Below are 19,714 nucleotides of genomic sequence, written 5' to 3'. Positions count from 1 at the left end.
TTGCAGATCGTTTGAAATCACTTATACAGCCGAATGAAAGCGTCCCCGATTTTGTCAGGCGGCTCAATAAACTGGCTGAAGAGAAAGCAATTTCTACACGTTTCCCCCTGGAGACCGTCCGGATGTGGCTTAACGGCTTCTACAAACCTCAGCTGGACGCGTTCCACGAACTAGCGAAATGCACTGGCAGAAGCCCGATGTGGCTCTATGACGGCACTGGGCCGGAAGAGTTGGTGAAATTCAATAAGCGGCTCAAGCGGTATGTGGAGGGGGAGGCCCGCCCATGATCGACATCGATGAGGCCAAGTGCCTTTGGAATTGTGGGGCAACCCTGGTTTCCATAGCGCAGATATTCGGCGTTTCAAAACAGGCCATATGGCAGGTGGTGCGTTCACAGGGTCGTAACCGGCGTGCCCGAATAGAGACCTTGGTCAATGGAGTAAACTTCCCATCAATCGCCAGCATCTCGCTCGCGTTGGGATACGCCTCTAGCGAATCCTTGTACGGAGTCTTGACGCGTGCAGGCTATCACATAGAAAGTCAAAAGACCTACCGCATCGTGAAGAATCCACCGGAAGGGGCTCGCCCATGACCCCACTCAAGCGCGAGGTCTTCAAGATTTCGGAAGTGGCGCACCTCACCGGCCGGGAGCGGACAAGCATCCGTGAGCTGATGGATCAGGGAGTCCTCAAGGCCAAAGATCAGAACGAAGGCCGGCGCAAGGAGGACGGTTCGCCGTATGCCCCGAGATGGGCAATCAGCCGGGAGAGCGTGGAGAAGTTCATCGGCAAGGAATTACCTTAACGAAAGGGCGATGCAGGTTGCCCTAAACCTGGGATACTGCGGGCGCAACCGAGAGGCGTACCTAATAGTTGATCCGGCCTCATTTTAGGCGACGGAAAAGCGCCTCGCTCGCGGGTCCCGGGCTCAAACCAAAAGGAGGAAAATCAGATGGCATTCCCATACTGGAGAAACAAGGAAGCAGAAGGAGCATCGGCTGAACCGATCGCTGGCGGCGAAAGACAAGCCATACCAGATCCCGCGGTTCAATTCACCCGCGAATTCAACGATGCGCTCGGGGGGCTTCACCTTGCCATGCAGGGATGCGCTCCACGTGCAGTTTTGCCGGTGTGGGACCAGCCCCCCTCTCTCGATTACTGGCTCCTACAATTTGAACTGCTCGCGGCGGCGGCAATCGGGAAATCTGAGGCCCTGCGGCAGGCACGGGCAGGCGATGAGACGGGAGGGGAGAAATGAGCAAATCAGAAAAGAGACCGTGCAAGCGTTATCTTAAGTACACATTCACGAGAGAAGAAAAAGAGAAACTCTCCGACGAACTGGCCCACGATGTCAATGACCTGAAACAAAAGCAACTCCAAAAGAAGGAAACGGTCAAGAGTCTCGATTCGGGCATTGCATCTCTAGAGACTGAAATTAGCCGCCTGGCTACTCATGTCAAGGATGGATACGAATTTCGAGACATAGAGTGCGAAATGGTCTTTGATTACGGATCTAGGATGAAAATCGTTACACGTCTGGATGAACAAACCGAAGTGGAAAGAACGCCCATGACTGCCGCCGAATTGCAGGAAAAACTCCCACTGGAGACAGCGCCATGAAACGTTCTGAGATGACATGCGCGAAGTGCCATTATTCGGCAGCCACGGCCAGCAGCAAAAAGATGGTTCAATGCCGCAGGATACCAACATTCAGGAGCAAAGCCGCGGACTCATGGTGTGGTGAGGGTTTTTGGTGGGGAAAGGGGAATGCGTTCCCGGAGGAGACTATTGAATACCGCTGGAACGATGGCGGGATAGAGGAGGAACCGAAAAAATGAGCAAATCCCCGTTAGACCCGGATGCCCCGCTTAAATCACGCGATGGTTCAAACACAAAGCGGCTTCAGGCAGGCAAAGCCACAGTAATCATCGACGCGTTCCTCAATGATGCTGTCGGGTACTCGCGGAACGGGATAAAGCTCTGCCTGGAAAATGCGTTGAAGGCCCACGGCTACAATTGGCCAATCAAAGTCCTGGAGATCCAACAGACGCCGACAATGGCTGAGAAGTTTCGGCAAGCGATGACCGAATCGGAGGAATAGATGACCACACTTAAACATGCAATACGCATGGTCCCACTTATGGAATGCCTTTATAAGTTAGGAGCACCAGACAGAGCCATAGAGCGGATAACGGGATGTAGCTCGATGTTTGTCCGAACTTGGAGGCATAACCATAATCTGCCTATTCAAGCAAATGCGCGTGTATGGTTTGGTAAATGCGGGGGCACGAAACGAGGAGAGGCGCCTATGTGTTGGGAAGAGACCGTACCGATCAGGTTACGGGAAGTCGCAATGACCCCTCCATGCCCGCTCAAGATTCAGGAAGAACGCCATTGCGTACAACGGCAACTCGGCAATGTCAGACTATTCCCCTCCACCGGCAAGCCACGGGCAATGTTTCAGACCTGCTTCACCTGTCCACACTGGATTCCGGAGAAGGAGTGGAAGGCGAAGACCGGTAACAAACGCAGAGTCTATGATCCTTCCAGGGTACCCGAAGTCGGGATGTCATCGGCAGATCGGGTCACGAGGAATTACATCGGCAGCCAAGTGGAAGGAGCCAGCCAAAAGACAGCAAGGAGGTTGCTGTGACCTACCGTATGCACGCATCACACTTAAACATGGCATGTGATTGCTTGGCTCAGTTTGAACTTGTGCACATCTTGGGGAAACGGTCGAAGCCGGGATTCGCACTTTTCTGCGGGGATGGGGCACACGGATCTTCTGCAAAGGATCTGACCCACAAGAGAGATGCTGGTGAGTTGCTACCGCTTGAGGAAGTTCAGGACACGGCGCGCGACACTATAATGGCCTCCTACGAGCGGTCGGTTGATGAAGTCGGCGGGCCTAGACTGATAAACGACGAACAGGACGCGAAGGGCGAGAAGGCCATACTGGCTGAAACAATAGACATGGGGGTTGCCTTAGCAACGCTGCACCACGACAAGTTGGCCCCTGTTTTAGTGCCAGACCGCATCGAGCATGAATGGTCCCTTGAAGTTAGTAACTACCCGGTGAGTTTCGCAGGGAAACTCGACTTGCAAGAGAAACCGACTGAAATACCTGGCATTCTCCACGACCTGAAAACCGTGGGTGCTACCCCCAGCGGAGATCCCATAGATAGCAGTATTCAGATGACCCTTTATTCCCTGTGGTCAAAACAATACGATGGTTACTCACCGCCTTTGGCATTGGATTACCTCGTAAAGTTAAAAACCCCGAAGGTCAAAACTTTCGTGGGAAGCAAGACAGCACGAGACTATGAAGCCTTTTTCAATCGTGTAGCCGCGATTTACGAAACGATCCTGGCGGGAAATTTCCCACCCACAAACCCGAGTAACTATAAATGCAGCCGCGCTTATTGCGGCTTCTTCAAGAATGGATGCCGTCACAGGTAAGGAGTTGAAATGGCAGAGATAGAAGCACAAGTCCCGGTTCGATATGAACCAAATAAGGCCGTAGCGACAAGGGGCACTCTCCAAGCACTACTCGAATCCCAACGACTCAGTTTTGCCGCAGTCATCGCCAAGCACCTGACACCGGATAAACTCCTCAAGATGGCGTTGATTGCCACGAACAGAAACCCCCAACTCTTGCAATGCACTCAGGAGAGCTTCTTAAAGGCAGTGATGACCGGGGCTCAACTTGGCCTTGATTTCTCTGGTGTGCTTGGAAGGGCCTACGTTATCCCCTACGGAAATCAAGCGCAGTTCATTATTGGATATCTAGGTCTGATTGATCTCTGCCGGAATAGCGGCGACGTGCGGAGCGTGAGCGCTGATGTAGTTTACAAAGAGGATTTCTTTGAACACACCAAAGGCCTTGAAGAAACGCTCAAACATATCCCCCATTACGAGGCCGAACGAAAGGATGAAGATATCGTCAAAGCCTACATGATCGCTCGTTTCATGGACGGTGGACACCATGTTCATGTGATGTCACGTACAGAAATTGAGAAGATTCGCCGGTTTAGCAAAATGGGGAATAGTGGGCCTTGGAAAGAATGGTATCCCGCCATGTGCATCAAGACGGTTATCAGGCACGGTTGCAAGTTGCTCCCGTTGTCCATTGAGACTCAAGAGGCCATCGACCACGATCAGAAGATAGAATTTTCATCGTCCCGCCCCGAGCCTGCTCACGCCACAATCAGCCTTGACGATATCCACCCCGGCGACCCCGAAGATCATACCGACGTGAGGGACCCGCTGGGAGCGCCCCAAACTCAACCCCTTTTCAGCGAGAAGGTCACTGACCCCCAACCCTGGGCGACCTGCAAAGAAGCATGGGAGGAATTCAAGGTGAGAGTGCATTTCAAGAAAATGTCTGTGGAAGCGCGGCAATTTATCACCGACGCGATGCTGGCCAAATGGGCCGTCGATCACACCGGCCTGAACAAGATCCCCGATCAAAATGCGGTGGAATTTGGCGCCTGGTTGAATGAAGTGCTCTACCAGGATCTTGAGCAACACGACCTTATTCCGATGGTGAGGGGGTAGCGCATGCGAATCACTGGTCTACACGTTGAGAACGTGAAGAAACTCAAAGTCGTCGATATCACACCCGATGAGGATATGATTATCCTGTCCGGTGCGAACGAACAGGGCAAAACCTCGGTCCTGGATGCGATTCAACTAATACTGTCCGAAAAGGAAGCCACCAAGAATATCAAGGAACCTGTCCGACGTGGCGAGAAAAAGGCCATTTCATATCTCTACCTCGGTGACCCTGAGTATGGAGATGACGGCAAGGAGATCGAGTGCAAACCGAACCTCAAGGCAACTCGGACGTGGACGGAGAAGGGTTCTTATCTGAAACTTGAGAACATGGATGGAGCGGTGTTCAAGAGTCCCCAATCCATGCTTGACAAGATTATCGGAGACTTGACGTTTGATCCGCTCGCCTTCTCAAATCTCAGAGAGAAAGACCAACTCGACACGCTTCTTAATCTTGTCGATATCGGCTTGGATCTTGAGCAATGGGGATTGGAGAGGCGAGAGGTTTACGACGAGCGGACAGCGATAAATCGACTGATTTCCGAATTAGAGGGGCAAGTCAAGGGGCTCGTGGTCCCAGAAGATGCCCCGGATGAGGAAATCTCAGCGGCATCGGTTTTGGAAGAGCAACGGAAAGCCCAGGCGGTTATTGACTCGAATAGACAAGTCAGGGAAAAGCTCGGCCTGGCAGAGGACGCAGTAATAGGATTCCGTGAGGACGCAAGGAGAGCAGAGGCCGATATTGTGAGACTCAAAGAGGAATTGAGTGTCGCGCAACTGAAACTAACACATCTGAATGGCGACGTTAAAGAAGCGAGTGAGTTTCTTGAAAAACGATCCGCGGCGGTAGCCGCGTTAATAGATCCTGACCTTTCTGTCTTCGAGACTCGTATTGCCGAAGTGGAGGAGATCAACCGACAGGTCCGAACCAAAAAGCAATACGCCCGCCTATTAGACAACCTCGCCCTCCACAAAGGTAAAAGCGATACCGCCACGAAACGCCTCTCTATCCTTGACCAGCAACGAGCCGATGCTCTTAAAGCCGCAAATATGCCGGTTGATGGACTATCCTTCGACGAAAGTGGTGTCCGGTTCAACGATATCCCCTTCAAGCAGTGTTCTTCTGAGGAAAGACTCCGGGTCTCTGTCGCTATGGGCATGGCCCTGAACCCCAAACTCCGCGTGATGTTCGTGCGTGACGGCTCGCTTCTCGACAGCAAGAACCGTGAAGTCATCCGTCAGATGGCGGCTGATAATCAGTATCAAATCTGGATGGAAATCACAGACGACAGCGGGAAAGTCGGTCTTTTTCTCGAAGACGGCGAGATCAAAGCAAAGAAGCAGGGGTAGACAATGTTCCCGAAAGACGTAGAAGACACGAGAATCAAGATCAATTCGGCTTTTGGCAGCATCTCCTATGGTCTCGGTGATGCGCACAAGGCTGCAAACCTGAGCGGCGACCCTAACCTAATTCATCGTATTGAGATGATGTACTCGACAACTTTTATCGCTATGCGGGAAGTTGGCAAACTGCTTGAAATGGAAGGCTGGAAGCCGCCGAAAGAGTAACGTCTTGGGTTGCCGCGGCTCACACCTTGCCCCCTCATGGACCGCCGCGGTGACCCACTTTTAATGGAGATATGGACATGTACCTAACCCTCTTCATCGTAATTATCGCCCTGGTCGCAGTCATCATCGGGCAGCACTGCTACCACGTGTCTGAAATGGCACGCATGAAATCGGTTGCCACAGACGCTTTGGCGGCTGTCCATGAATACCGGAATGAACTGAAAGCGTGCAAAGCACCTAAGCATTTAAGGCTGGTGAATGATGACCGGAAGGCTTTGCAATGAGATTTCGCGCAAAGGGCAGAATCAAGATTCCTAAACGCAACGAACTGGAGGCACGGTACGCCCAATTGCTTGATCTACGTCTCAAGGCTGGGGAAATTCTTTGGTGGATGACTCAGGGTTGGCGTTTCCGGTTAGGTGAAGGGGCGTATTACAAGCCCGATTTTACACTGATGACGGCTGATGGCTTTCTTGAAGCCCATGAGACCAAAGGCTTTTGGCGTGAAGCAGCCAAGGTGAGAATAAGAGCGGCTGCTGAGGTTCATCCAGTCAAATTCGTGGCCGTGCAATGGAAAAACAACAATTGGGAATTTGAGGAATTTTGAAATGAGAAAGATCGTCGCGAAAAGATTGCGAAAGCTGGCAGTTTCCAAAATGCCGAGCGGCAGCAATTACCGGCATATGCTTGATGGCTCTGTAAGATTGGTAGGCATGAGGAAACTGTATCAAAACTTGAAACGGATTTACAACCAACATCGCTGGACGGCAAACGTATGAAATCTCCCCTCCCTACAAATGATTTCGACTCACTCCGTACAGACATCGCGGCCAAGGAAGCCTCTCGGCAGGCGAAGACATGGCCGCGGATGGTGGAATGGAAGGAAGCCAATCTCAGGGTCCGCCCGGAACAAGGGGGTCTCGTTCCATTCAAACACCGGCCCGTGCAATTGCGGGTTACGAATTTCAGACAGAAGTGCTTCGATGAGAATCGACCGGCTTGGTCGGTAACACTCAAATCTCGGCGCCATGGACATTCAACTAACACTCAGGGCGACTTCGCCTATTTCCTGTCCCACGGCAACCACATGGAGTTTCTGACCCTGGCACATTGCGAACCATCGGCCTTGTTTATCTTCGACATGCAACGCACGTTTCACCGCGAACTGCCAGACGATATTCGGCCTCCCCTTATGGGTGGAAAGAAAGAATCCAGGGGCCATCTCACCTTGGCCGCGCCCTGGTACAATAGAAGCGCGGTCCTGACAGCAGCCGGAGCGCCCGTGGCCGGCGCCGGATACAATGGCATCCATGCGTCTGAAATGGCCTTCTGGCCGAACGCTTCAATTCAAATGGAGGCGCTGAACAAGTGCATCGCTAAGAGGCCTCACTTTTCGATCTTCGATATCGAGTCTACGCCTAATGGCCTGGGCGAATTCAAGTACTATGTGGATTTGGCGCATAAGCCCGATTCCCCGTGGCAATTCTTTTTTTTCCCCCCCTGGGATGATGCAGAATGCAGATTGGAACCGGCGCCGCAATGGAAACCCAACGAGGATGAACAGGCGTATTATGAATTGATCGAACGGGAGACCCCCGATCTTATCCTCGATATCCAACAACAATATTGGGTGCATCGGACTCTCATAGATTTGTGTGGCAGCCGGTGGGCGGAATTTCATAGACAGTTCCCTGGGACTGAGGCCCTGGCCTGGGCAAGTTCGGCAAATTACGTCTTCAGTCAACACCTTATCGCCAACAGGATCCAACTGATAACCCCCCAAGCCAAGGATGACGGCACAGTTGCTCCACCTGAAATTACACCGCTCTATCAAGGGGACATCTGGTTTGATCCGCTGGAACCGTTAATCCCAAAACTGATTCCTCCCCCACCGGAGACGGATCGCAGGGGACCCTTGAAGCTTTATAAGGAAGTGCAGCCTACTGACCAGGTAGCTGGGGGAGTAGATACCGGCAAAGGCGTTATGCTCGATGACAGTGCCGCAATTTTCTTTACACGGACCCCGTGTAGCCTGGTTGCCGTGTACAAGAAAAATGACATCCCTGCTCACCAATTCGCAATGAAGATTTATTTACTCTCAGAATATCTTCGTGCTGGCGGGAGACTGCCTTTCCTGGTCATCGACCAAATTGGAATCGGAGAGACCACGGTCGGACTCTTTGCGCATGGATTCAATCAAATGGGTTGGGAGATTCCGTTATACGATAAAGACCGACTATTTGGCGTCATGAAGCTGAATGAAGACACAATGAAAATGGAGAAAAGGATCGGATTCCATACTGGCAGAGGAGATCGAGAGCGCATCATTCTGAACTATGCCGAGGCGTTCAATGCAGGAACCATCGAGATTTCCGATCTGGACGTACTCCAACAGATGCAGGGGCTTGTTCTGACCCCGAAGGTCTTTGTCACAACCAAGGGCTCCATCACCCAAAAGGATACCTTTGAACAGAGCTTCAAAGAGGAAGGCGCTGTTCGACCGAAGGATGACCTGATAATGGGCGGCGCAATGTGTTACACGGGCGTACTCTTCGCCCCCAAACAGGCCAGCTCATGGCCGAGGGCCGAGAGGGGAGATTAATGGCTGATCTCATGTTGCCCCACGATGCTGCACTGAACCCTAAGGATGTATGTGCTTTTCTGGGGATCAAGGGTTCCGAGTTGATTCATATTACACACGAAGTTCGGCCCACAATCCCTGCCCATGCCAAAGGCGCAAAATCCAAATGGTCTCCCCAGGATGTAGTGCGGGCCATGTTTGTTGTCCGACTTAGGGACTTCGGCATTCTGCCACATCAACGAGCAAGTTTTCTGGCGCGATTAGATGTCGAGTCGTTTCACAAATATTATTTCCATAATTTCTTCCTTTACGGTCTTGTCTTTTCTGGAGGATTCAAGGTTGACGAGATTGAAGAACGCCAGCTACACATCACACTGAAAAACGGACCGCCAATGATTCTATTCAACATTCATGATTTTCTCAATTACGAGATACAGAGGCTATATCTGTTTCTAGTTCGAGGTCGCGAGCAATGATCAAAGTCTCCAAACACATCGAATCCGAAGGGATTTACGAACTCGACGGTTTGGACCGGCGCTTCAAGAGATTTGAAGCAGCGTTTGGGTGGATGCTGCCCAATCCCGATATCGAAGAGAAGGCTGTTCATGCCCTCGTGCTCGGTGGTGAACAGGAAGACGGCCGGCATAACCTGATCGAGGAACACACCGGCCTACTGCATGACGTCATCGAAGCAGCCATTTCCGTCAAGGATCGTTTCTGGCTCCGGAGAATATGGTGCGATCCGACCAACATAGGGGTCATTCGGACCATCCGGGAGATTGACGGCCTGACTCTGTACAAACATGCCGGGTATGACGTGTTTAACCGCAAACTGTATGTGGAGAAGAATCCGGAACAGAAATGGCCATACTCCCGCGGCCATGAGAAAACCGCAGTAATCTTACGAGGTGTCCCCGATTTCATCCATACCCGGCCGGAAGCAGGGATCAACCTCTATCTGAGCCTGGCTGCCCAAAAGAACCTTCTCCTGCATCCCCAATGCAAACAAATCGAATGGTGCATGGGGCGGCACGCGAACCCGAAGGATATCGTAGACCATCCGGTCGTGGCTGCAATGGGTTATGTCCTTTGGGCGCTTGAAGCTGACAAGGCACTTGAATCGGCTACCCGGGGGCCAAAGAAGGACCGAGAGCCTGACGGATACAGGGATTTGATATGATCGACTACACCAACACCGTGCTTTACACCGACGCCCGTGAGTATTTATGAAATCTCGGCCCCTCCCCATAACCGATAAGCCGATTGTCACCGCGAGCGTGGGCAAGAACGCCGAGCAGTTCGCGGATATTCTCAGGCTCTACGTCCCCGAAGGGTCAGTCATCGCCGACGTGACTTTCGGACATGGCTGGTTCTGGAAGTTGGTTGACAACTCGAAATACACGGTCCTGGCGAGCGATTTGTCGGATAGGATCTTCAACCCGCAGGTTCACGCGTTTGATGAATTCCTGCGATTCCAGGCCGACATGACGCGCCTGCCGTACAGGGATGGGAGCCTTGACGTGATTGTAATTGACCCACCGTATGGCCAGGGCTCAACCACGGGCCGTAAGACTTCCTTGGCGCGTTGTTACAGCCTCAAAAGCGGGAATGGCCCCGCCGATATTTACGAGATGTATCTCAGGTGTCGATTGTCGGCTAGACGCGTCCTAAAACGTGGTGGATTAGCGATCATCAAATGTCAGGACATGGTGAACAATGGAACGCAGTTCTGGTTCCACTGTGACATCTGGGAAGATTGGAAAGCGACCGGGTGGGAACCGGTGGATCTATTTCTTATGGTGCAGGATCGCACCCCAATAATGAGGCATGACCATCAAGTTCATGCCCGGAAAAATCACAGCTTCTGGTGGATAATGAGGAAGTGATGATCGAGGACCGAACCAGACAGATAGGAATGGTGGGGATAGGATGATTGGCGATACATATTATGAGGTTATTTACAGACAGGGCGAAAAGCTCTTCGTAAGGGAGTGTAGAGTAACCCGAGAAACACCATGCTTCCTCTGGTTTGACACGCGCGTCTTCCGCATAAACAAAAAAAGGATCTCCGATCATTACGGCAAGAGTCTAGAGGAATCTATCAGGATATTCGCATCTAACAGAAGGCGGTGGGCCAAAGAATATCCCGATAGCAGGGAACGTTACGAAGCCGCGGCACGAGAAGCCGAACAATTGCAGGAGTAAGACATGAGCAAAAAACCGGGTGACTGGTGGGATAAGTCGTGGAACCCGATTGAAGGCTGCACGCCAATTTCAGAAGCGTGTGACCATTGTTGGGCGATGGGATTTTTGCGGCGCTTCAGGGATGGACAGAAGCCGGGGGAAATTCGTTATTATCCTGAACGATTTAACACACCCAATTCTCCGCTCAACCGAAAGAGACCCACGCGGTACTTTGTAGGTAGTTTGACGGATATGTTCCAGACTAAAATTACTGAGACAGCTACCGAGGATGGACATATTTACGCGGATAATTGGATCAATCACGTTATAGAAATGCCATTAAAAGCACCCCAACATACTTATTGTTTCTTGACGAAAAGAGCCGACGAGATGGCGAGACTTCGTCTGCATTGGCTTTACCTCCGAGAAATGCACTGCCGTATATGGCTGGGTATCACAGCCGAAAATCAAGAGCGGTACGACCAGCGATGGGCGGACATTAATCACCTAGTTTCGGCGGTACGCTATGTATCATTTGAACCGCTACTCGGGCCGGTGGATATGAATCACTTCATGTCCAAACCGGATTGGGTAATTGTGGGCGGCGAGACCGGGCCGGGAGCGAGGCGACCGGACATTAAATGGATTCGCGATCTGCGGGACCAGTGCGTAGCTGCAAAGATCCCTTTCTGGTTCAAGTCGTTTGGAGCGGGCTATCGTGAAAAATGGTCTATCGGGGAATTTACTTGCACATCAATGACTCCTGAATCGAAACGCCTTCTCGACAACCGCGAGTGGTCCGAACTGCCGGAGGGGAAATGACGCTGCAGCAAGCTATCAACTGTGGTTATAGAACAGTGCGTAAGCCGAAATGGGCCGAGGGGACCTACTTAACGTTGGAAGACATCGCATACCGCAGTGGACATCCGCGTCCGGAATTGACCTATTTCTTTTTGCATCAGGCGCGACAACCCAATGCTCGGGACTTACCATTCAGGGCTGACAGGTTCAGGTACGACAAAGACGAATGGGAGGGGGTAAGTTTCAAATGACCCTCACCCGCCGACTCCTGATCGCCGTGGCCCTCGTGTCGGCCTTTTGGCTCGGCCAGTTGGCCTATTGGGATTCCTACTGGCCCAAACCCGTGCCTGTGCCGGTCTATCACGAATGGCAATTCCCTCAAGACGAGGATTTGCGCCCGGAGTTGCAACGCCAGGCTATCGAGATCGAGACCGCGAGGGAGTTTTTCAAGCGAGGACAAGGAAGGGACCCGTTTAAGGAGCAAGGGAAATGAGACGACGAAAATGGAAATGCCCCAGATGTGGCGGAAATGATCTGGAGGGGCTAATGAACCAGGTATTCAAATACGGCCTATGTTTAGACGGTGTTTGGGATGTACTTCACTGTTATAAAGTTGGAAACAAGGACACCATAACTTGCAAAACCTGTGGATACAAGTGGAAAAGTCGAATTGATCCGATAGAGCCTGTGTCGAACTATGAAAGGACACGCCCATGACCGAAATGAACGACTGTGTTTGTGATTACGGTGGTGATGGCGAGTATGCCGAATTTTCGAGGACGCAGGTAGTGACAGCACGGAAAATCCATAAGTGCTGTGAATGTCATCAAGAGATTCGGCCAGGACAACAATACGAGCACGTCAAAGGCTTCTGGAGTGATGGCGGATTTATGGATTTCAAAACTTGCATTCCTTGTGCCACGATTCGCAAGGATTTGTTTTGTGGTCTGCCTTTTGAGGCACTGCAAGAGGAACTGCGAGAATGTCTTGATGTGGAGTTGGTTTGATGAAAGGACACGCCCATGATGAGCAATGAGGAAGCGGCAAAAAGAATAGAGAACCTGATACCCTTCATTATAGGTCAGACGCAACATGATGTGGCGGCATTGACTGGAGGTGCCGCCGCCCTTCGCCGTGTGGATGAACTTGAGGCGAAGGTGCGGGAATTGGAAGCATTAATAGACAATTATAAAAACGGCATGGCTATTGTCAACGCCCATTATGGGAAATGAGGCGAAAGGAGTCTACCCGATGACGAGTAAAGAAGTTATCGAATTTGTTGAGTGTCGCGTGCGTGACTATACAAATCCCTGGAGCCGAGACGTTGTGCGTTTCATCGTGGCCGCAATCCGTGAGCGTGATGAGGCCCTTGCCAAACTCGTAAAGTTGCAACGACTTAAAGACAATTGGTCTGATGCTTATCAAGAGGCGGAAACAGAACGACTTGATCTCAAATATAAACTCGAAGCCTCCGAGCAGCGCAACCGGGAATGGGAGAAGGCGTGGGGGCGCATGGCGGATGCAATTGGCTATCTGTATGATAAGAAATTAGAACCGAATTTGACGCTATTCTATCAACAATTAGAGATCGTGCGGGCTGGCGTACAGAAATATGATCCCCGCAACAAACCCGCGCCGCGTGAGCCCTTCGGGACGGAATGGGGAGGGGTGGTTTTGATGAAACACGATCTTGGTTCAGCTACTCGTTGCATTGAACGGGAACGCAAGGCATCTGGAATGAGGCAGTCAATGAAAAAAATGGAGGCCGAACAACCCTTAACCCTTGCCGAAGCCCTGGCGAAGTTTGGGCCGGGGATGCGCCTTGAAAGTATTCAAGGTATGCGCGCTAAGGCCAAACGCGACCGCTATTGGTGGGAATGGCCAGAAGGTGCTGTTGGCCCCAAGTGCTGCACAATAGACTGGCATTCTGTCGATGGTCCGATACTAGGGGAGGAATTAGTCAAACCTTGCTGGACCGTCAAGCCCCTGGAGGAACTATGACCTGGTATTGCTGGAGGTCTGGCTGTAAGTGGAGTGGGCCGTTGTCGGCAGCTTTCGCGCCCTCATATGTTGACCCTGATTGGCACATATGCCCCAAATGTAGGACTTATGATTCACTTCACGATGAAGAAGCCGCCACTGACGCAGGTATGCCCAGGGAAGAGGCGGAAAGGAAAACGGTAAAGGAACCGTAGATGATAAAGGGAGCCAGCAAATATATCCCCGGCGTCCATGATGCTTGTAATGTGTACGACGAGGTAATGTACGGCCAGTGCTTACGATGCGGATGGGAGGGATACAACTATCCCGTTTACGATGGTGGTGTGTTCGGTGGACTTGAGGTGTGCCCAAAGTGCAACTGGACCCCAGCGGGACGACTACACACCGGAGCAGATTGGATTTACCTGGAATTAGAAGATGAGGAAGAGGCGGAAAGGAAGGTGGAAGATGCGTAACATGTCCTTCTCCATGACAACCCAACAAATCCGCGATGGCTCCAAATTAGTCACCCGCCGACTTGCATGGCTCAAACTTGTCGGCAAGTCCGGGATTTTACTTCAGGGCGTCGTCAAGGGCATGGGCCTCAAGAAAGGCGAACACGTTGAAAAAATTCGAGTCATCCGCCTTGTCGAGGCACGCAGGGAACCTCTCCGCCGCATGATAGACGACCTCGATTACGGCTGGTGCGAGGTTTCCCTTGAAGGCTTCCCCGACATGCACCCGGCTAACTTCGTGACGTGGTTCTGTAAAGGGCACCATTGCACACCGGATCGTATGATAACCCGCATCGAGTTTGAATACGTGGAGGGAGAAGATGAAAGACGTATTGCAGTTCATGGATAACCTTGCTGAGTTTCTCGGGAGTTCAGAGGGACAAACAATCGAAGAGATCCGAGCTGAACTTTGCGCGGAGATGGGCGAGGCACAATTCCTGGAGGCTGAACGAAAGTTTCTCGCTTTTATTGAGGAGCAAAAAAGCAAGTTGAAAAACACCCACGCTTCAGATTGCGCTGTTCACAACGAGCCTGCATATCCAAATGGGCCTTGTAATTGCGGAATGACGGGAGAGTAAAGATGGATTGTAAATGTGGTTGGCAGAATTGCCCACAATGCGGAGTGGAATTCAATCACCTGGTTAATGAGGGGTTAGTAAATGAGGATGATTTTTACAAGTGGAAACAACAAAAAGAGCGAGCCGAAGTAGAGAGAGGCCGGCGGTCAAAGTTTTATGCTTGGTTGCATGGGTGCAGGCAATGAACCCTAACTCCTACGAACTCGGCTTCGTCGTCGCGTGCCTGGGCGCGCTGGCGGCGGTTTACCTTACAGTGAAAGCATTGATCTACGGGATATGGTGGGTGGTGCAATGATCGTTAAGCAAGAGCGATTGCTCCCTGAGATGAAGATTACCGAACTAGAAACGGAGGCTATCGCTTTCTTGCAAGAGAAGGCTGGGCAATCCTCGAATATCGGGCTAGCTTTCTCTGGGGGCAAAGACTCGGTTGTCATTATGGAGTTGATGGTGGGGAACTGAAATAAGGATGCAGGGCTGCAATGGAAAGCTTCACAACATTAGACCAGAGGATCTTTGGCAGCGATCTCACCGCGGCTGAAAAGGTCGTGTGGATCGCAATCAAGTCCTTCGAGATTAATGGACAGGGCTGCGTGACCCCAATTCAGGGGATTGCCAAACGTGCCGGCTATGGATTCCGGCATGCGCAACGGGTGATAGACCGCCTCGTCGTCAAGGATTATTGTCAGAAGATCATACACCGCGGCGGTCCATCTTCCCTGACTGTCAAATTTCCTGACACCCATGACATCCAGGTCATGACTCAGGAGTCACGACCAAATGGTCATGACCCACAGGTCACGGGTAAGCCTGATTTTTCGTCAACTAAGTTGACACCCATGACATCCAGGTCACGACCAAATGGTCACACTAAGACATTAAGAACTAATACAGAGAAGAGAAGAGAAGAACAAGAACCCCCCCTCGTTGACACTCAGGGGGACTCGCCTGTGGATAAACCTGTGGATAAGTCAAAACCAAAGATAGAGAAGAAGCCTGCAACACACGATCCGGAGCAGATAGAGAAGGAGATTGACGAACAGGTCAAGGTGGAACACTGGAAGAAACAGTACGAGTGGAGGGGCATCAACGTCGAGAGCCGGTTCACGATATTCAAAAACAGCCAAATCTCACGACGCAACCCCAATAATTATGTGGATTGGAACCGGACCTTTCACAATGCCCTGGAGTTCCATCTCGCTGAGATCCAACAGGCCCGTGATAGGCAACAAACCATCGCCCGGAAGCAGGCAGACAAAATCCCCGATAAATCTACATGGGAGAGGTGAATGATGGACCCAAGCGCAGGTAACGACGATTTCAAATGGCGAGAATTAACCGATGAGGAAGAAGCAGAGGCAAAAGAATTGTCACGAAGAATACGTGAGGCATTCCACGAGGAACTTAATACTAAATTTCAGAAGGATCAAGCTCACAAGGAACGAAAACTGTGACCCGACAAACCTTTGAATCCATTTTCCAGAAACTTCGGAACCACTTCGCGACCGGCCCCGAAGCTTTCGAGATCGAGGAGTATTTCGACAAATTCTCAGGCCTCTACGAGCCGGCCAACTTCCAGAAAACCGTCAATCGGGCAATCCAGGAGTTCCGGCACTTCCCTACCGTAGACGAACTGTACGAGGTTTTCCTCGACCTGACCTATTGGGACCCCTCCGATTTCATGGCCGACTGGTCACGCGCGTACCACGAATGCACAGGGCAAACCTACGGCATGTCCATGAACGATGAGGAGAGCGCTCGTGGTGAGCATGAGTATAACTATTGGATCTCTGGCGGCAAGAAGCTCATTCAACGCTTCGCCTTCGAGAAGGGCGGCCGGCGTGCTGTTCAGAGTATCTTGAAAGACTATGCCGCTCGGGGGTATCTTGTCGATCGGAAAGTCGGGGAGTTCATCGCGGGTAAACACTTCGGGCCGGCTGACGGATGGGTGGCGCCGCGGCTTGAACCACTGCTCGAAATCCCCGTACGGGAGATTGTAAAGCAAGTAGGTCTCGGGTACATGCCCCCAGTTAGGCTCGACTTGGAGGAAATGTGATGAACTTCTTTGAGTGCTACAAACTGGCCAAAGTAGGCCAACACTTCCGCCGCCGAGCCTGGCCGATCGAGTGGTATCTCTGGAAAATTGAGGGTACTCTCGGGTTCTTTGGTCCTCCCAACTGCATCTGGCAACAAGAAATGGCCTGTCAAGACTGGGAAATAATGCAGGAATGCTGAAAGGAAGGATGATATGTGGCAAATCATGGTTTATTTTGGGTTGGCTATGGCTGGTCTCGCGATCATAAGTGTCACCCTAATAGCAAAAGACAACTCTGGGGCCGGAATGGTGAGCAGAGGAATTGTGATTGTGCCCGCTATCGGGTACATCGTTTTGTGCGGCAAACACCTTGGATGGTGGTGAAAGGAGCGCACCATGGAAGAGAAATTCTGTAAGGACTGCCCGTGTGTTGTGAAATCAGAGCCACTGGAGACATATACAGATTATGAATGTGCGCTCTTGCCGCAACGCAAACGCATCCCATGGCCCCTTAGGCATTACTGCTACCTTGGCCGGCAGATCATGGCCGAGGAGGAATCTCCTATTATCCGATGTAACCGATGCAAACAACAAGTCTGGAAGGGATCTTGGAAGCTTGTCCCGATCTTTTGCGAGGATTGTTACACCAAGGCCAAGGAAAGTTTCGAGGTGAAAAGCGATGAGTGAAACGAGTGTCATAATAAACGAGACCGATCAGGGCTTTATGGACCAGGACGGCAACTCCTACTGCCTCATAAGCAGGAAACACGTCGAGGAGTTCCACGCCATCATCCAGGCGCTCAATGAAGCCCTGGTAGAGTGTGCTGCGCGAATATCAGCCGATTATTGTGTCTGTGGTGGGCATGAGAAGCCCGACAAAGAAGATCCAGACTTGATACGGGCCTCCAAAGCCCTCTCCCTAGTCCCCGAGGCCGACCGCAAAGGCGGAACCTGGAGGTTTGAAGAATGAGCTATTCATGTCCTAAGTGTAGGGTGGGCCTCATAGATACCGGGCCGTGGGATATATGCCCCAGCTGTGGATTAAAAATAAAAACAAACCGACCCGCCAAGGGGGAACCCATGAACATGACAATCGAAGAGGCGATTAAAACAATCAATGAGAACCGAGAGTGGATAATCAAAAACCTAAAAGTATCCGATGCCATTATGGTCCTTCTCCGCGTCGCCGAGGCGTGGGTGAATCTGTCTGCTTATGTGAATGGGCCCGGTGCCACTGGCGGCATAGGATGGAACCAAATCAAATACAATGAGGGCCACAAAGCTGCGTTTCAACAAGTTGCCATAAAAATGAGGGAACTTGTCCAACCTTCACCCCCACCCCCCAAAACCAAGTGGGATCGACTGAGGGATGAAGTCGATATCGTTAAACGTGGCCTCGTCTCTTACGGAGATTTCTTGAGATTCATCGACCAACTTGAAAAAGAGGAGCAAGACCACGCGCCCTGGACAGACTTCAACGATACAGATAAAGAAAGACGAGAACTCAAATGAAAACCATGCCTGACCCCTCACCAACCCGAAAAGCCGGGGATCAATTCCCCTGCCCCTACTGCGGCACCCAAGTCATCGCCCGTAGATTCGACCACCTCAAAACCGCACAGAATATCATGAACCGAACCCTGGCCCTGGTCGAGAAAGGATGGGGGAAATGAGCATAACCCGAAAAGACATCGAAGGTGTCCATGTCTCCTGCCATGACGCGATGCCGCCAAACGTAATCCTGTTCATCAACCCGTCGCTCATGAAAGACCTCATCGAAACGCCACCACCCGAAGACCAAATCAAGGCAGAAAAGTGGTGGGAAGCCAGACAAAACCTCTATGCCCTAGTCAAGGGGCTGAAAGGTGTGAAATGACCATGATTCACGAACATGGCGAAGGGAGGTAGGTCGTGAGACGAAAACGCAAAGAAATGGAACGGTTATACCCCGACTTTGAACGGCTCTATCGGCAAGGCGCGAACTTCAAAGCCATAGCCCGTATCTGTGGAGTCAACACGCGACAAGTTAAAAACTGGGCCAATAAACGCCATCTTCCAAGCCTTTACGAACACCCCAAACAGTGGGAAGCTCAGGATATATGAATGTCACTTAAAGAGGACCCGAATATATATAAAATCGAGGCACCCCCGTCCGCCCCCTCCCCTCCGGGTGGCCCTGCATGGCACGACATGGGCGGGCGTGCTACTGAGGGCATGGGCGCACTGAATCACGTAAATGTCGCCTTTCATCCCCAAAAGCGACACGCTTATGTCGTGTATGATGCAACTAATGGATAGTGGGGTAGAGGGAATGGAGACGCATTGTAACGAACTTGACCAAGTGGTCAGCCAATGAGCCACTACTGGAAAGACACAGACACACAACAGGAGACCGAAAGGATTAACCACATGGGGCCGAAAAAACGAATCACCTCGATCGACGGACACACACCAATGACCCTAATGTTGGATACTCTCGATGGCGGTGTAGGGAGTGACCGGTGGCAACTTGCAGCTTGGTTCCTGCGGCTGTGTAAATTTGAGGAGTTGGAGAGTAGCGAGGATTTCGACAAAGCGTATGCCGGCTGGTTGAGCACACACCAGTTGCTTGCTCCGATAGTGAAGGCTTATGATGACACACTCACCGGCATGCTGCGAGGGCTACAGGCGTATGATACCAGCAAGGCAAGGCGACGTGTGCAGTGGTTCGAGAATGAGATTCAGGGCGCGTTCGAGGAGGTGGCCGCGATCCTGGAGGAGAATCAGGAATTGAAGATCAAGGAAGTTTGGCCGCGCCTCAAGGTCATTTTGGAGCCGATAGTGAAGGGAAAGCGGAAATAACGCCCAAACCTTGCAGAATGCAATGCGTAGGATCGACGTGGTGGCGTTTTCAGGGTGGGGGTAGGGGTGTAGTGGCGGGG

Annotated in this window: 33 protein-coding genes; 32 read left to right on the top strand and 1 reads right to left on the bottom strand. The window is 51.6% G+C overall.

The features are described 5' to 3' along the window. The first annotated feature begins 11 nt into the window (after positions 1-11). From WC891_08790 to WC891_08670, 25 genes are all read left to right on the top strand, one after another. Positions 12-287, top strand: coding sequence for a hypothetical protein (locus WC891_08790; protein MFA5868030.1), 276 nt, complete (start codon positions 12-14; stop codon positions 285-287). Continuing rightward, positions 284-592 (top strand): hypothetical protein, encoded by a 309-nt coding sequence (locus WC891_08785; protein ID MFA5868029.1) that lies wholly within the window; start codon positions 284-286, stop codon positions 590-592. Before WC891_08790 ends, WC891_08785 begins: the two co-directional genes overlap by 4 nt. Continuing rightward, complete coding sequence (locus WC891_08780; GenBank protein MFA5868028.1) at positions 589-804, top strand: hypothetical protein; 216 nt, start codon at positions 589-591, stop codon at positions 802-804. Before WC891_08785 ends, WC891_08780 begins: the two co-directional genes overlap by 4 nt. 449 nt (positions 805-1,253) lie before the next feature. Then, complete coding sequence (locus WC891_08775) at positions 1,254-1,619, top strand: hypothetical protein (GenBank protein MFA5868027.1); 366 nt, start codon at positions 1,254-1,256, stop codon at positions 1,617-1,619. Then, positions 1,616-1,837 (top strand): hypothetical protein, encoded by a 222-nt coding sequence (locus tag WC891_08770; GenBank protein MFA5868026.1) that lies wholly within the window; start codon positions 1,616-1,618, stop codon positions 1,835-1,837. The genes WC891_08775 and WC891_08770 overlap by 4 nt, the downstream gene beginning before the upstream one ends. Next, on the top strand, positions 1,834-2,100 hold the full coding sequence (locus WC891_08765) for a hypothetical protein (GenBank protein ID MFA5868025.1): 267 nt from the start codon (positions 1,834-1,836) through the stop codon (positions 2,098-2,100). Before WC891_08770 ends, WC891_08765 begins: the two co-directional genes overlap by 4 nt. Positions 2,101-2,648: 548 nt before the next feature. Then, entirely contained in the window at positions 2,649-3,458 is an 810-nt protein-coding gene (locus WC891_08760; protein ID MFA5868024.1) for a PD-(D/E)XK nuclease family protein, read from the top strand. A gap of 9 nt (positions 3,459-3,467) precedes the next feature. Further along, positions 3,468-4,556, top strand: coding sequence for a recombinase RecT (locus WC891_08755; GenBank protein ID MFA5868023.1), 1,089 nt, complete (start codon positions 3,468-3,470; stop codon positions 4,554-4,556). A 3-nt stretch (positions 4,557-4,559) separates the two neighbouring features. Next, positions 4,560-5,903 (top strand): AAA family ATPase, encoded by a 1,344-nt coding sequence (locus tag WC891_08750; protein MFA5868022.1) that lies wholly within the window; start codon positions 4,560-4,562, stop codon positions 5,901-5,903. A 3-nt stretch (positions 5,904-5,906) separates the two neighbouring features. Continuing rightward, positions 5,907-6,122 (top strand): hypothetical protein, encoded by a 216-nt coding sequence (locus WC891_08745; protein ID MFA5868021.1) that lies wholly within the window; start codon positions 5,907-5,909, stop codon positions 6,120-6,122. Between the two features lie 77 nt (positions 6,123-6,199). After that, positions 6,200-6,406, top strand: coding sequence for a hypothetical protein (locus WC891_08740; GenBank protein MFA5868020.1), 207 nt, complete (start codon positions 6,200-6,202; stop codon positions 6,404-6,406). After that, entirely contained in the window at positions 6,403-6,729 is a 327-nt protein-coding gene (locus tag WC891_08735) for a DUF1064 domain-containing protein (GenBank protein ID MFA5868019.1), read from the top strand. Before WC891_08740 ends, WC891_08735 begins: the two co-directional genes overlap by 4 nt. A 261-nt stretch (positions 6,730-6,990) precedes the next feature. Next, positions 6,991-8,724: a hypothetical protein gene (locus tag WC891_08730; GenBank protein MFA5868018.1), complete on the top strand. Its 1,734-nt coding sequence runs from the start codon at positions 6,991-6,993 to the stop codon at positions 8,722-8,724. Beyond that, on the top strand, positions 8,724-9,179 hold the full coding sequence (locus WC891_08725) for a hypothetical protein (GenBank protein ID MFA5868017.1): 456 nt from the start codon (positions 8,724-8,726) through the stop codon (positions 9,177-9,179). The genes WC891_08730 and WC891_08725 overlap by 1 nt, the downstream gene beginning before the upstream one ends. After that, complete coding sequence (locus WC891_08720) at positions 9,176-9,883, top strand: hypothetical protein (GenBank protein ID MFA5868016.1); 708 nt, start codon at positions 9,176-9,178, stop codon at positions 9,881-9,883. The genes WC891_08725 and WC891_08720 overlap by 4 nt, the downstream gene beginning before the upstream one ends. A gap of 46 nt (positions 9,884-9,929) precedes the next feature. Next, positions 9,930-10,589 (top strand): hypothetical protein, encoded by a 660-nt coding sequence (locus WC891_08715; protein MFA5868015.1) that lies wholly within the window; start codon positions 9,930-9,932, stop codon positions 10,587-10,589. 322 nt (positions 10,590-10,911) lie between these two features. Continuing rightward, positions 10,912-11,709 carry a DUF5131 family protein gene (locus tag WC891_08710; GenBank protein ID MFA5868014.1) on the top strand — a complete coding sequence of 266 codons (798 nt, stop codon included), beginning with the start codon at positions 10,912-10,914 and terminating at the stop codon, positions 11,707-11,709. Between the two features lie 226 nt (positions 11,710-11,935). Then, positions 11,936-12,181 carry a hypothetical protein gene (locus tag WC891_08705; protein ID MFA5868013.1) on the top strand — a complete coding sequence of 82 codons (246 nt, stop codon included), beginning with the start codon at positions 11,936-11,938 and terminating at the stop codon, positions 12,179-12,181. A 220-nt stretch (positions 12,182-12,401) separates the two neighbouring features. Continuing rightward, positions 12,402-12,695: a hypothetical protein gene (locus tag WC891_08700; GenBank protein ID MFA5868012.1), complete on the top strand. Its 294-nt coding sequence runs from the start codon at positions 12,402-12,404 to the stop codon at positions 12,693-12,695. Positions 12,696-12,710: 15 nt separating this feature from the next. Further along, the gene (locus tag WC891_08695; GenBank protein ID MFA5868011.1) at positions 12,711-12,920 is read left to right on the top strand and encodes a hypothetical protein; all 210 of its coding nucleotides are present in this window, start codon (positions 12,711-12,713) and stop codon (positions 12,918-12,920) included. A gap of 19 nt (positions 12,921-12,939) precedes the next feature. Next, positions 12,940-13,689 (top strand): hypothetical protein, encoded by a 750-nt coding sequence (locus WC891_08690; GenBank protein ID MFA5868010.1) that lies wholly within the window; start codon positions 12,940-12,942, stop codon positions 13,687-13,689. A 194-nt stretch (positions 13,690-13,883) separates the two neighbouring features. Further along, the gene (locus tag WC891_08685) at positions 13,884-14,144 is read left to right on the top strand and encodes a hypothetical protein (protein ID MFA5868009.1); all 261 of its coding nucleotides are present in this window, start codon (positions 13,884-13,886) and stop codon (positions 14,142-14,144) included. Beyond that, entirely contained in the window at positions 14,137-14,532 is a 396-nt protein-coding gene (locus WC891_08680) for a hypothetical protein (protein MFA5868008.1), read from the top strand. The genes WC891_08685 and WC891_08680 overlap by 8 nt, the downstream gene beginning before the upstream one ends. Continuing rightward, positions 14,504-14,761, top strand: coding sequence for a hypothetical protein (locus WC891_08675; GenBank protein MFA5868007.1), 258 nt, complete (start codon positions 14,504-14,506; stop codon positions 14,759-14,761). The genes WC891_08680 and WC891_08675 overlap by 29 nt, the downstream gene beginning before the upstream one ends. 291 nt (positions 14,762-15,052) lie before the next feature. After that, positions 15,053-15,220, top strand: coding sequence for a hypothetical protein (locus WC891_08670; protein ID MFA5868006.1), 168 nt, complete (start codon positions 15,053-15,055; stop codon positions 15,218-15,220). A gap of 38 nt (positions 15,221-15,258) precedes the next feature. Here the strand turns inward: WC891_08670 and WC891_08665 are convergent, their stop codons facing one another. Further along, positions 15,259-15,504: a hypothetical protein gene (locus WC891_08665; protein MFA5868005.1), complete on the bottom strand. Its 246-nt coding sequence runs from the start codon at positions 15,502-15,504 to the stop codon at positions 15,259-15,261. Between the two features lie 204 nt (positions 15,505-15,708). Between WC891_08665 and WC891_08660 the strand changes: the two genes are divergently transcribed. The 7 genes from WC891_08660 (at position 15,709) to WC891_08630 (ending at position 19,634) form a co-directional block, all read left to right on the top strand. Then, positions 15,709-16,047: a hypothetical protein gene (locus tag WC891_08660; protein MFA5868004.1), complete on the top strand. Its 339-nt coding sequence runs from the start codon at positions 15,709-15,711 to the stop codon at positions 16,045-16,047. Then, positions 16,048-16,212, top strand: a complete 165-nt coding sequence (locus WC891_08655) for a hypothetical protein (protein ID MFA5868003.1) — start codon at positions 16,048-16,050, stop codon at positions 16,210-16,212. Next, the gene (locus WC891_08650) at positions 16,209-16,814 is read left to right on the top strand and encodes a hypothetical protein (GenBank protein ID MFA5868002.1); all 606 of its coding nucleotides are present in this window, start codon (positions 16,209-16,211) and stop codon (positions 16,812-16,814) included. The genes WC891_08655 and WC891_08650 overlap by 4 nt, the downstream gene beginning before the upstream one ends. A gap of 658 nt (positions 16,815-17,472) precedes the next feature. Continuing rightward, on the top strand, positions 17,473-17,763 hold the full coding sequence (locus tag WC891_08645; protein ID MFA5868001.1) for a hypothetical protein: 291 nt from the start codon (positions 17,473-17,475) through the stop codon (positions 17,761-17,763). 110 nt (positions 17,764-17,873) lie between these two features. Next, positions 17,874-18,305, top strand: a complete 432-nt coding sequence (locus WC891_08640; GenBank protein ID MFA5868000.1) for a hypothetical protein — start codon at positions 17,874-17,876, stop codon at positions 18,303-18,305. Between the two features lie 157 nt (positions 18,306-18,462). Continuing rightward, a complete protein-coding gene (locus tag WC891_08635; GenBank protein ID MFA5867999.1) occupies positions 18,463-18,669 on the top strand; it encodes a hypothetical protein in 207 nt (68 codons plus the stop codon). Between the two features lie 533 nt (positions 18,670-19,202). Beyond that, positions 19,203-19,634, top strand: a complete 432-nt coding sequence (locus WC891_08630; GenBank protein ID MFA5867998.1) for a hypothetical protein — start codon at positions 19,203-19,205, stop codon at positions 19,632-19,634. The last annotated feature ends 80 nt before the right edge of the window (positions 19,635-19,714 follow it).

It is taken from the genome of Actinomycetota bacterium (assembly GCA_041658625.1).
GTDB lineage: Bacteria > Actinomycetota > JAHEXW01 > JAHEXW01 > JAHEXW01 > JBAZZW01.
This window is presented reverse-complemented; position numbering and strand designations above follow the sequence as displayed.

Coding starts and splice junctions, on each gene's coding strand:
- WC891_08785 (MFA5868029.1), top strand. CDS start 284: ATGATCGACATCGATGAGGCCAAGTGCCTTTGGAATTGTGGGGCAACC.
- WC891_08780 (MFA5868028.1), top strand. CDS start 589: ATGACCCCACTCAAGCGCGAGGTCTTCAAGATTTCGGAAGTGGCGCAC.
- WC891_08775 (MFA5868027.1), top strand. CDS start 1,254: ATGAGCAAATCAGAAAAGAGACCGTGCAAGCGTTATCTTAAGTACACA.
- WC891_08770 (MFA5868026.1), top strand. CDS start 1,616: ATGAAACGTTCTGAGATGACATGCGCGAAGTGCCATTATTCGGCAGCC.
- WC891_08765 (MFA5868025.1), top strand. CDS start 1,834: ATGAGCAAATCCCCGTTAGACCCGGATGCCCCGCTTAAATCACGCGAT.
- WC891_08755 (MFA5868023.1), top strand. CDS start 3,468: ATGGCAGAGATAGAAGCACAAGTCCCGGTTCGATATGAACCAAATAAG.
- WC891_08750 (MFA5868022.1), top strand. CDS start 4,560: ATGCGAATCACTGGTCTACACGTTGAGAACGTGAAGAAACTCAAAGTC.
- WC891_08745 (MFA5868021.1), top strand. CDS start 5,907: ATGTTCCCGAAAGACGTAGAAGACACGAGAATCAAGATCAATTCGGCT.
- WC891_08740 (MFA5868020.1), top strand. CDS start 6,200: ATGTACCTAACCCTCTTCATCGTAATTATCGCCCTGGTCGCAGTCATC.
- WC891_08735 (MFA5868019.1), top strand. CDS start 6,403: ATGAGATTTCGCGCAAAGGGCAGAATCAAGATTCCTAAACGCAACGAA.
- WC891_08730 (MFA5868018.1), top strand. CDS start 6,991: ATGGTGGAATGGAAGGAAGCCAATCTCAGGGTCCGCCCGGAACAAGGG.
- WC891_08725 (MFA5868017.1), top strand. CDS start 8,724: ATGGCTGATCTCATGTTGCCCCACGATGCTGCACTGAACCCTAAGGAT.
- WC891_08720 (MFA5868016.1), top strand. CDS start 9,176: ATGATCAAAGTCTCCAAACACATCGAATCCGAAGGGATTTACGAACTC.
- WC891_08715 (MFA5868015.1), top strand. CDS start 9,930: ATGAAATCTCGGCCCCTCCCCATAACCGATAAGCCGATTGTCACCGCG.
- WC891_08710 (MFA5868014.1), top strand. CDS start 10,912: ATGAGCAAAAAACCGGGTGACTGGTGGGATAAGTCGTGGAACCCGATT.
- WC891_08705 (MFA5868013.1), top strand. CDS start 11,936: ATGACCCTCACCCGCCGACTCCTGATCGCCGTGGCCCTCGTGTCGGCC.
- WC891_08700 (MFA5868012.1), top strand. CDS start 12,402: ATGACCGAAATGAACGACTGTGTTTGTGATTACGGTGGTGATGGCGAG.
- WC891_08695 (MFA5868011.1), top strand. CDS start 12,711: ATGATGAGCAATGAGGAAGCGGCAAAAAGAATAGAGAACCTGATACCC.
- WC891_08690 (MFA5868010.1), top strand. CDS start 12,940: ATGACGAGTAAAGAAGTTATCGAATTTGTTGAGTGTCGCGTGCGTGAC.
- WC891_08685 (MFA5868009.1), top strand. CDS start 13,884: ATGATAAAGGGAGCCAGCAAATATATCCCCGGCGTCCATGATGCTTGT.
- WC891_08680 (MFA5868008.1), top strand. CDS start 14,137: ATGCGTAACATGTCCTTCTCCATGACAACCCAACAAATCCGCGATGGC.
- WC891_08675 (MFA5868007.1), top strand. CDS start 14,504: ATGAAAGACGTATTGCAGTTCATGGATAACCTTGCTGAGTTTCTCGGG.
- WC891_08670 (MFA5868006.1), top strand. CDS start 15,053: ATGATCGTTAAGCAAGAGCGATTGCTCCCTGAGATGAAGATTACCGAA.
- WC891_08665 (MFA5868005.1), bottom strand. CDS start 15,504: ATGGGTGTCAGGAAATTTGACAGTCAGGGAAGATGGACCGCCGCGGTG.
- WC891_08655 (MFA5868003.1), top strand. CDS start 16,048: ATGATGGACCCAAGCGCAGGTAACGACGATTTCAAATGGCGAGAATTA.
- WC891_08645 (MFA5868001.1), top strand. CDS start 17,473: ATGAGTGAAACGAGTGTCATAATAAACGAGACCGATCAGGGCTTTATG.
- WC891_08640 (MFA5868000.1), top strand. CDS start 17,874: ATGAACATGACAATCGAAGAGGCGATTAAAACAATCAATGAGAACCGA.
- WC891_08635 (MFA5867999.1), top strand. CDS start 18,463: ATGAGCATAACCCGAAAAGACATCGAAGGTGTCCATGTCTCCTGCCAT.
- WC891_08630 (MFA5867998.1), top strand. CDS start 19,203: ATGGGGCCGAAAAAACGAATCACCTCGATCGACGGACACACACCAATG.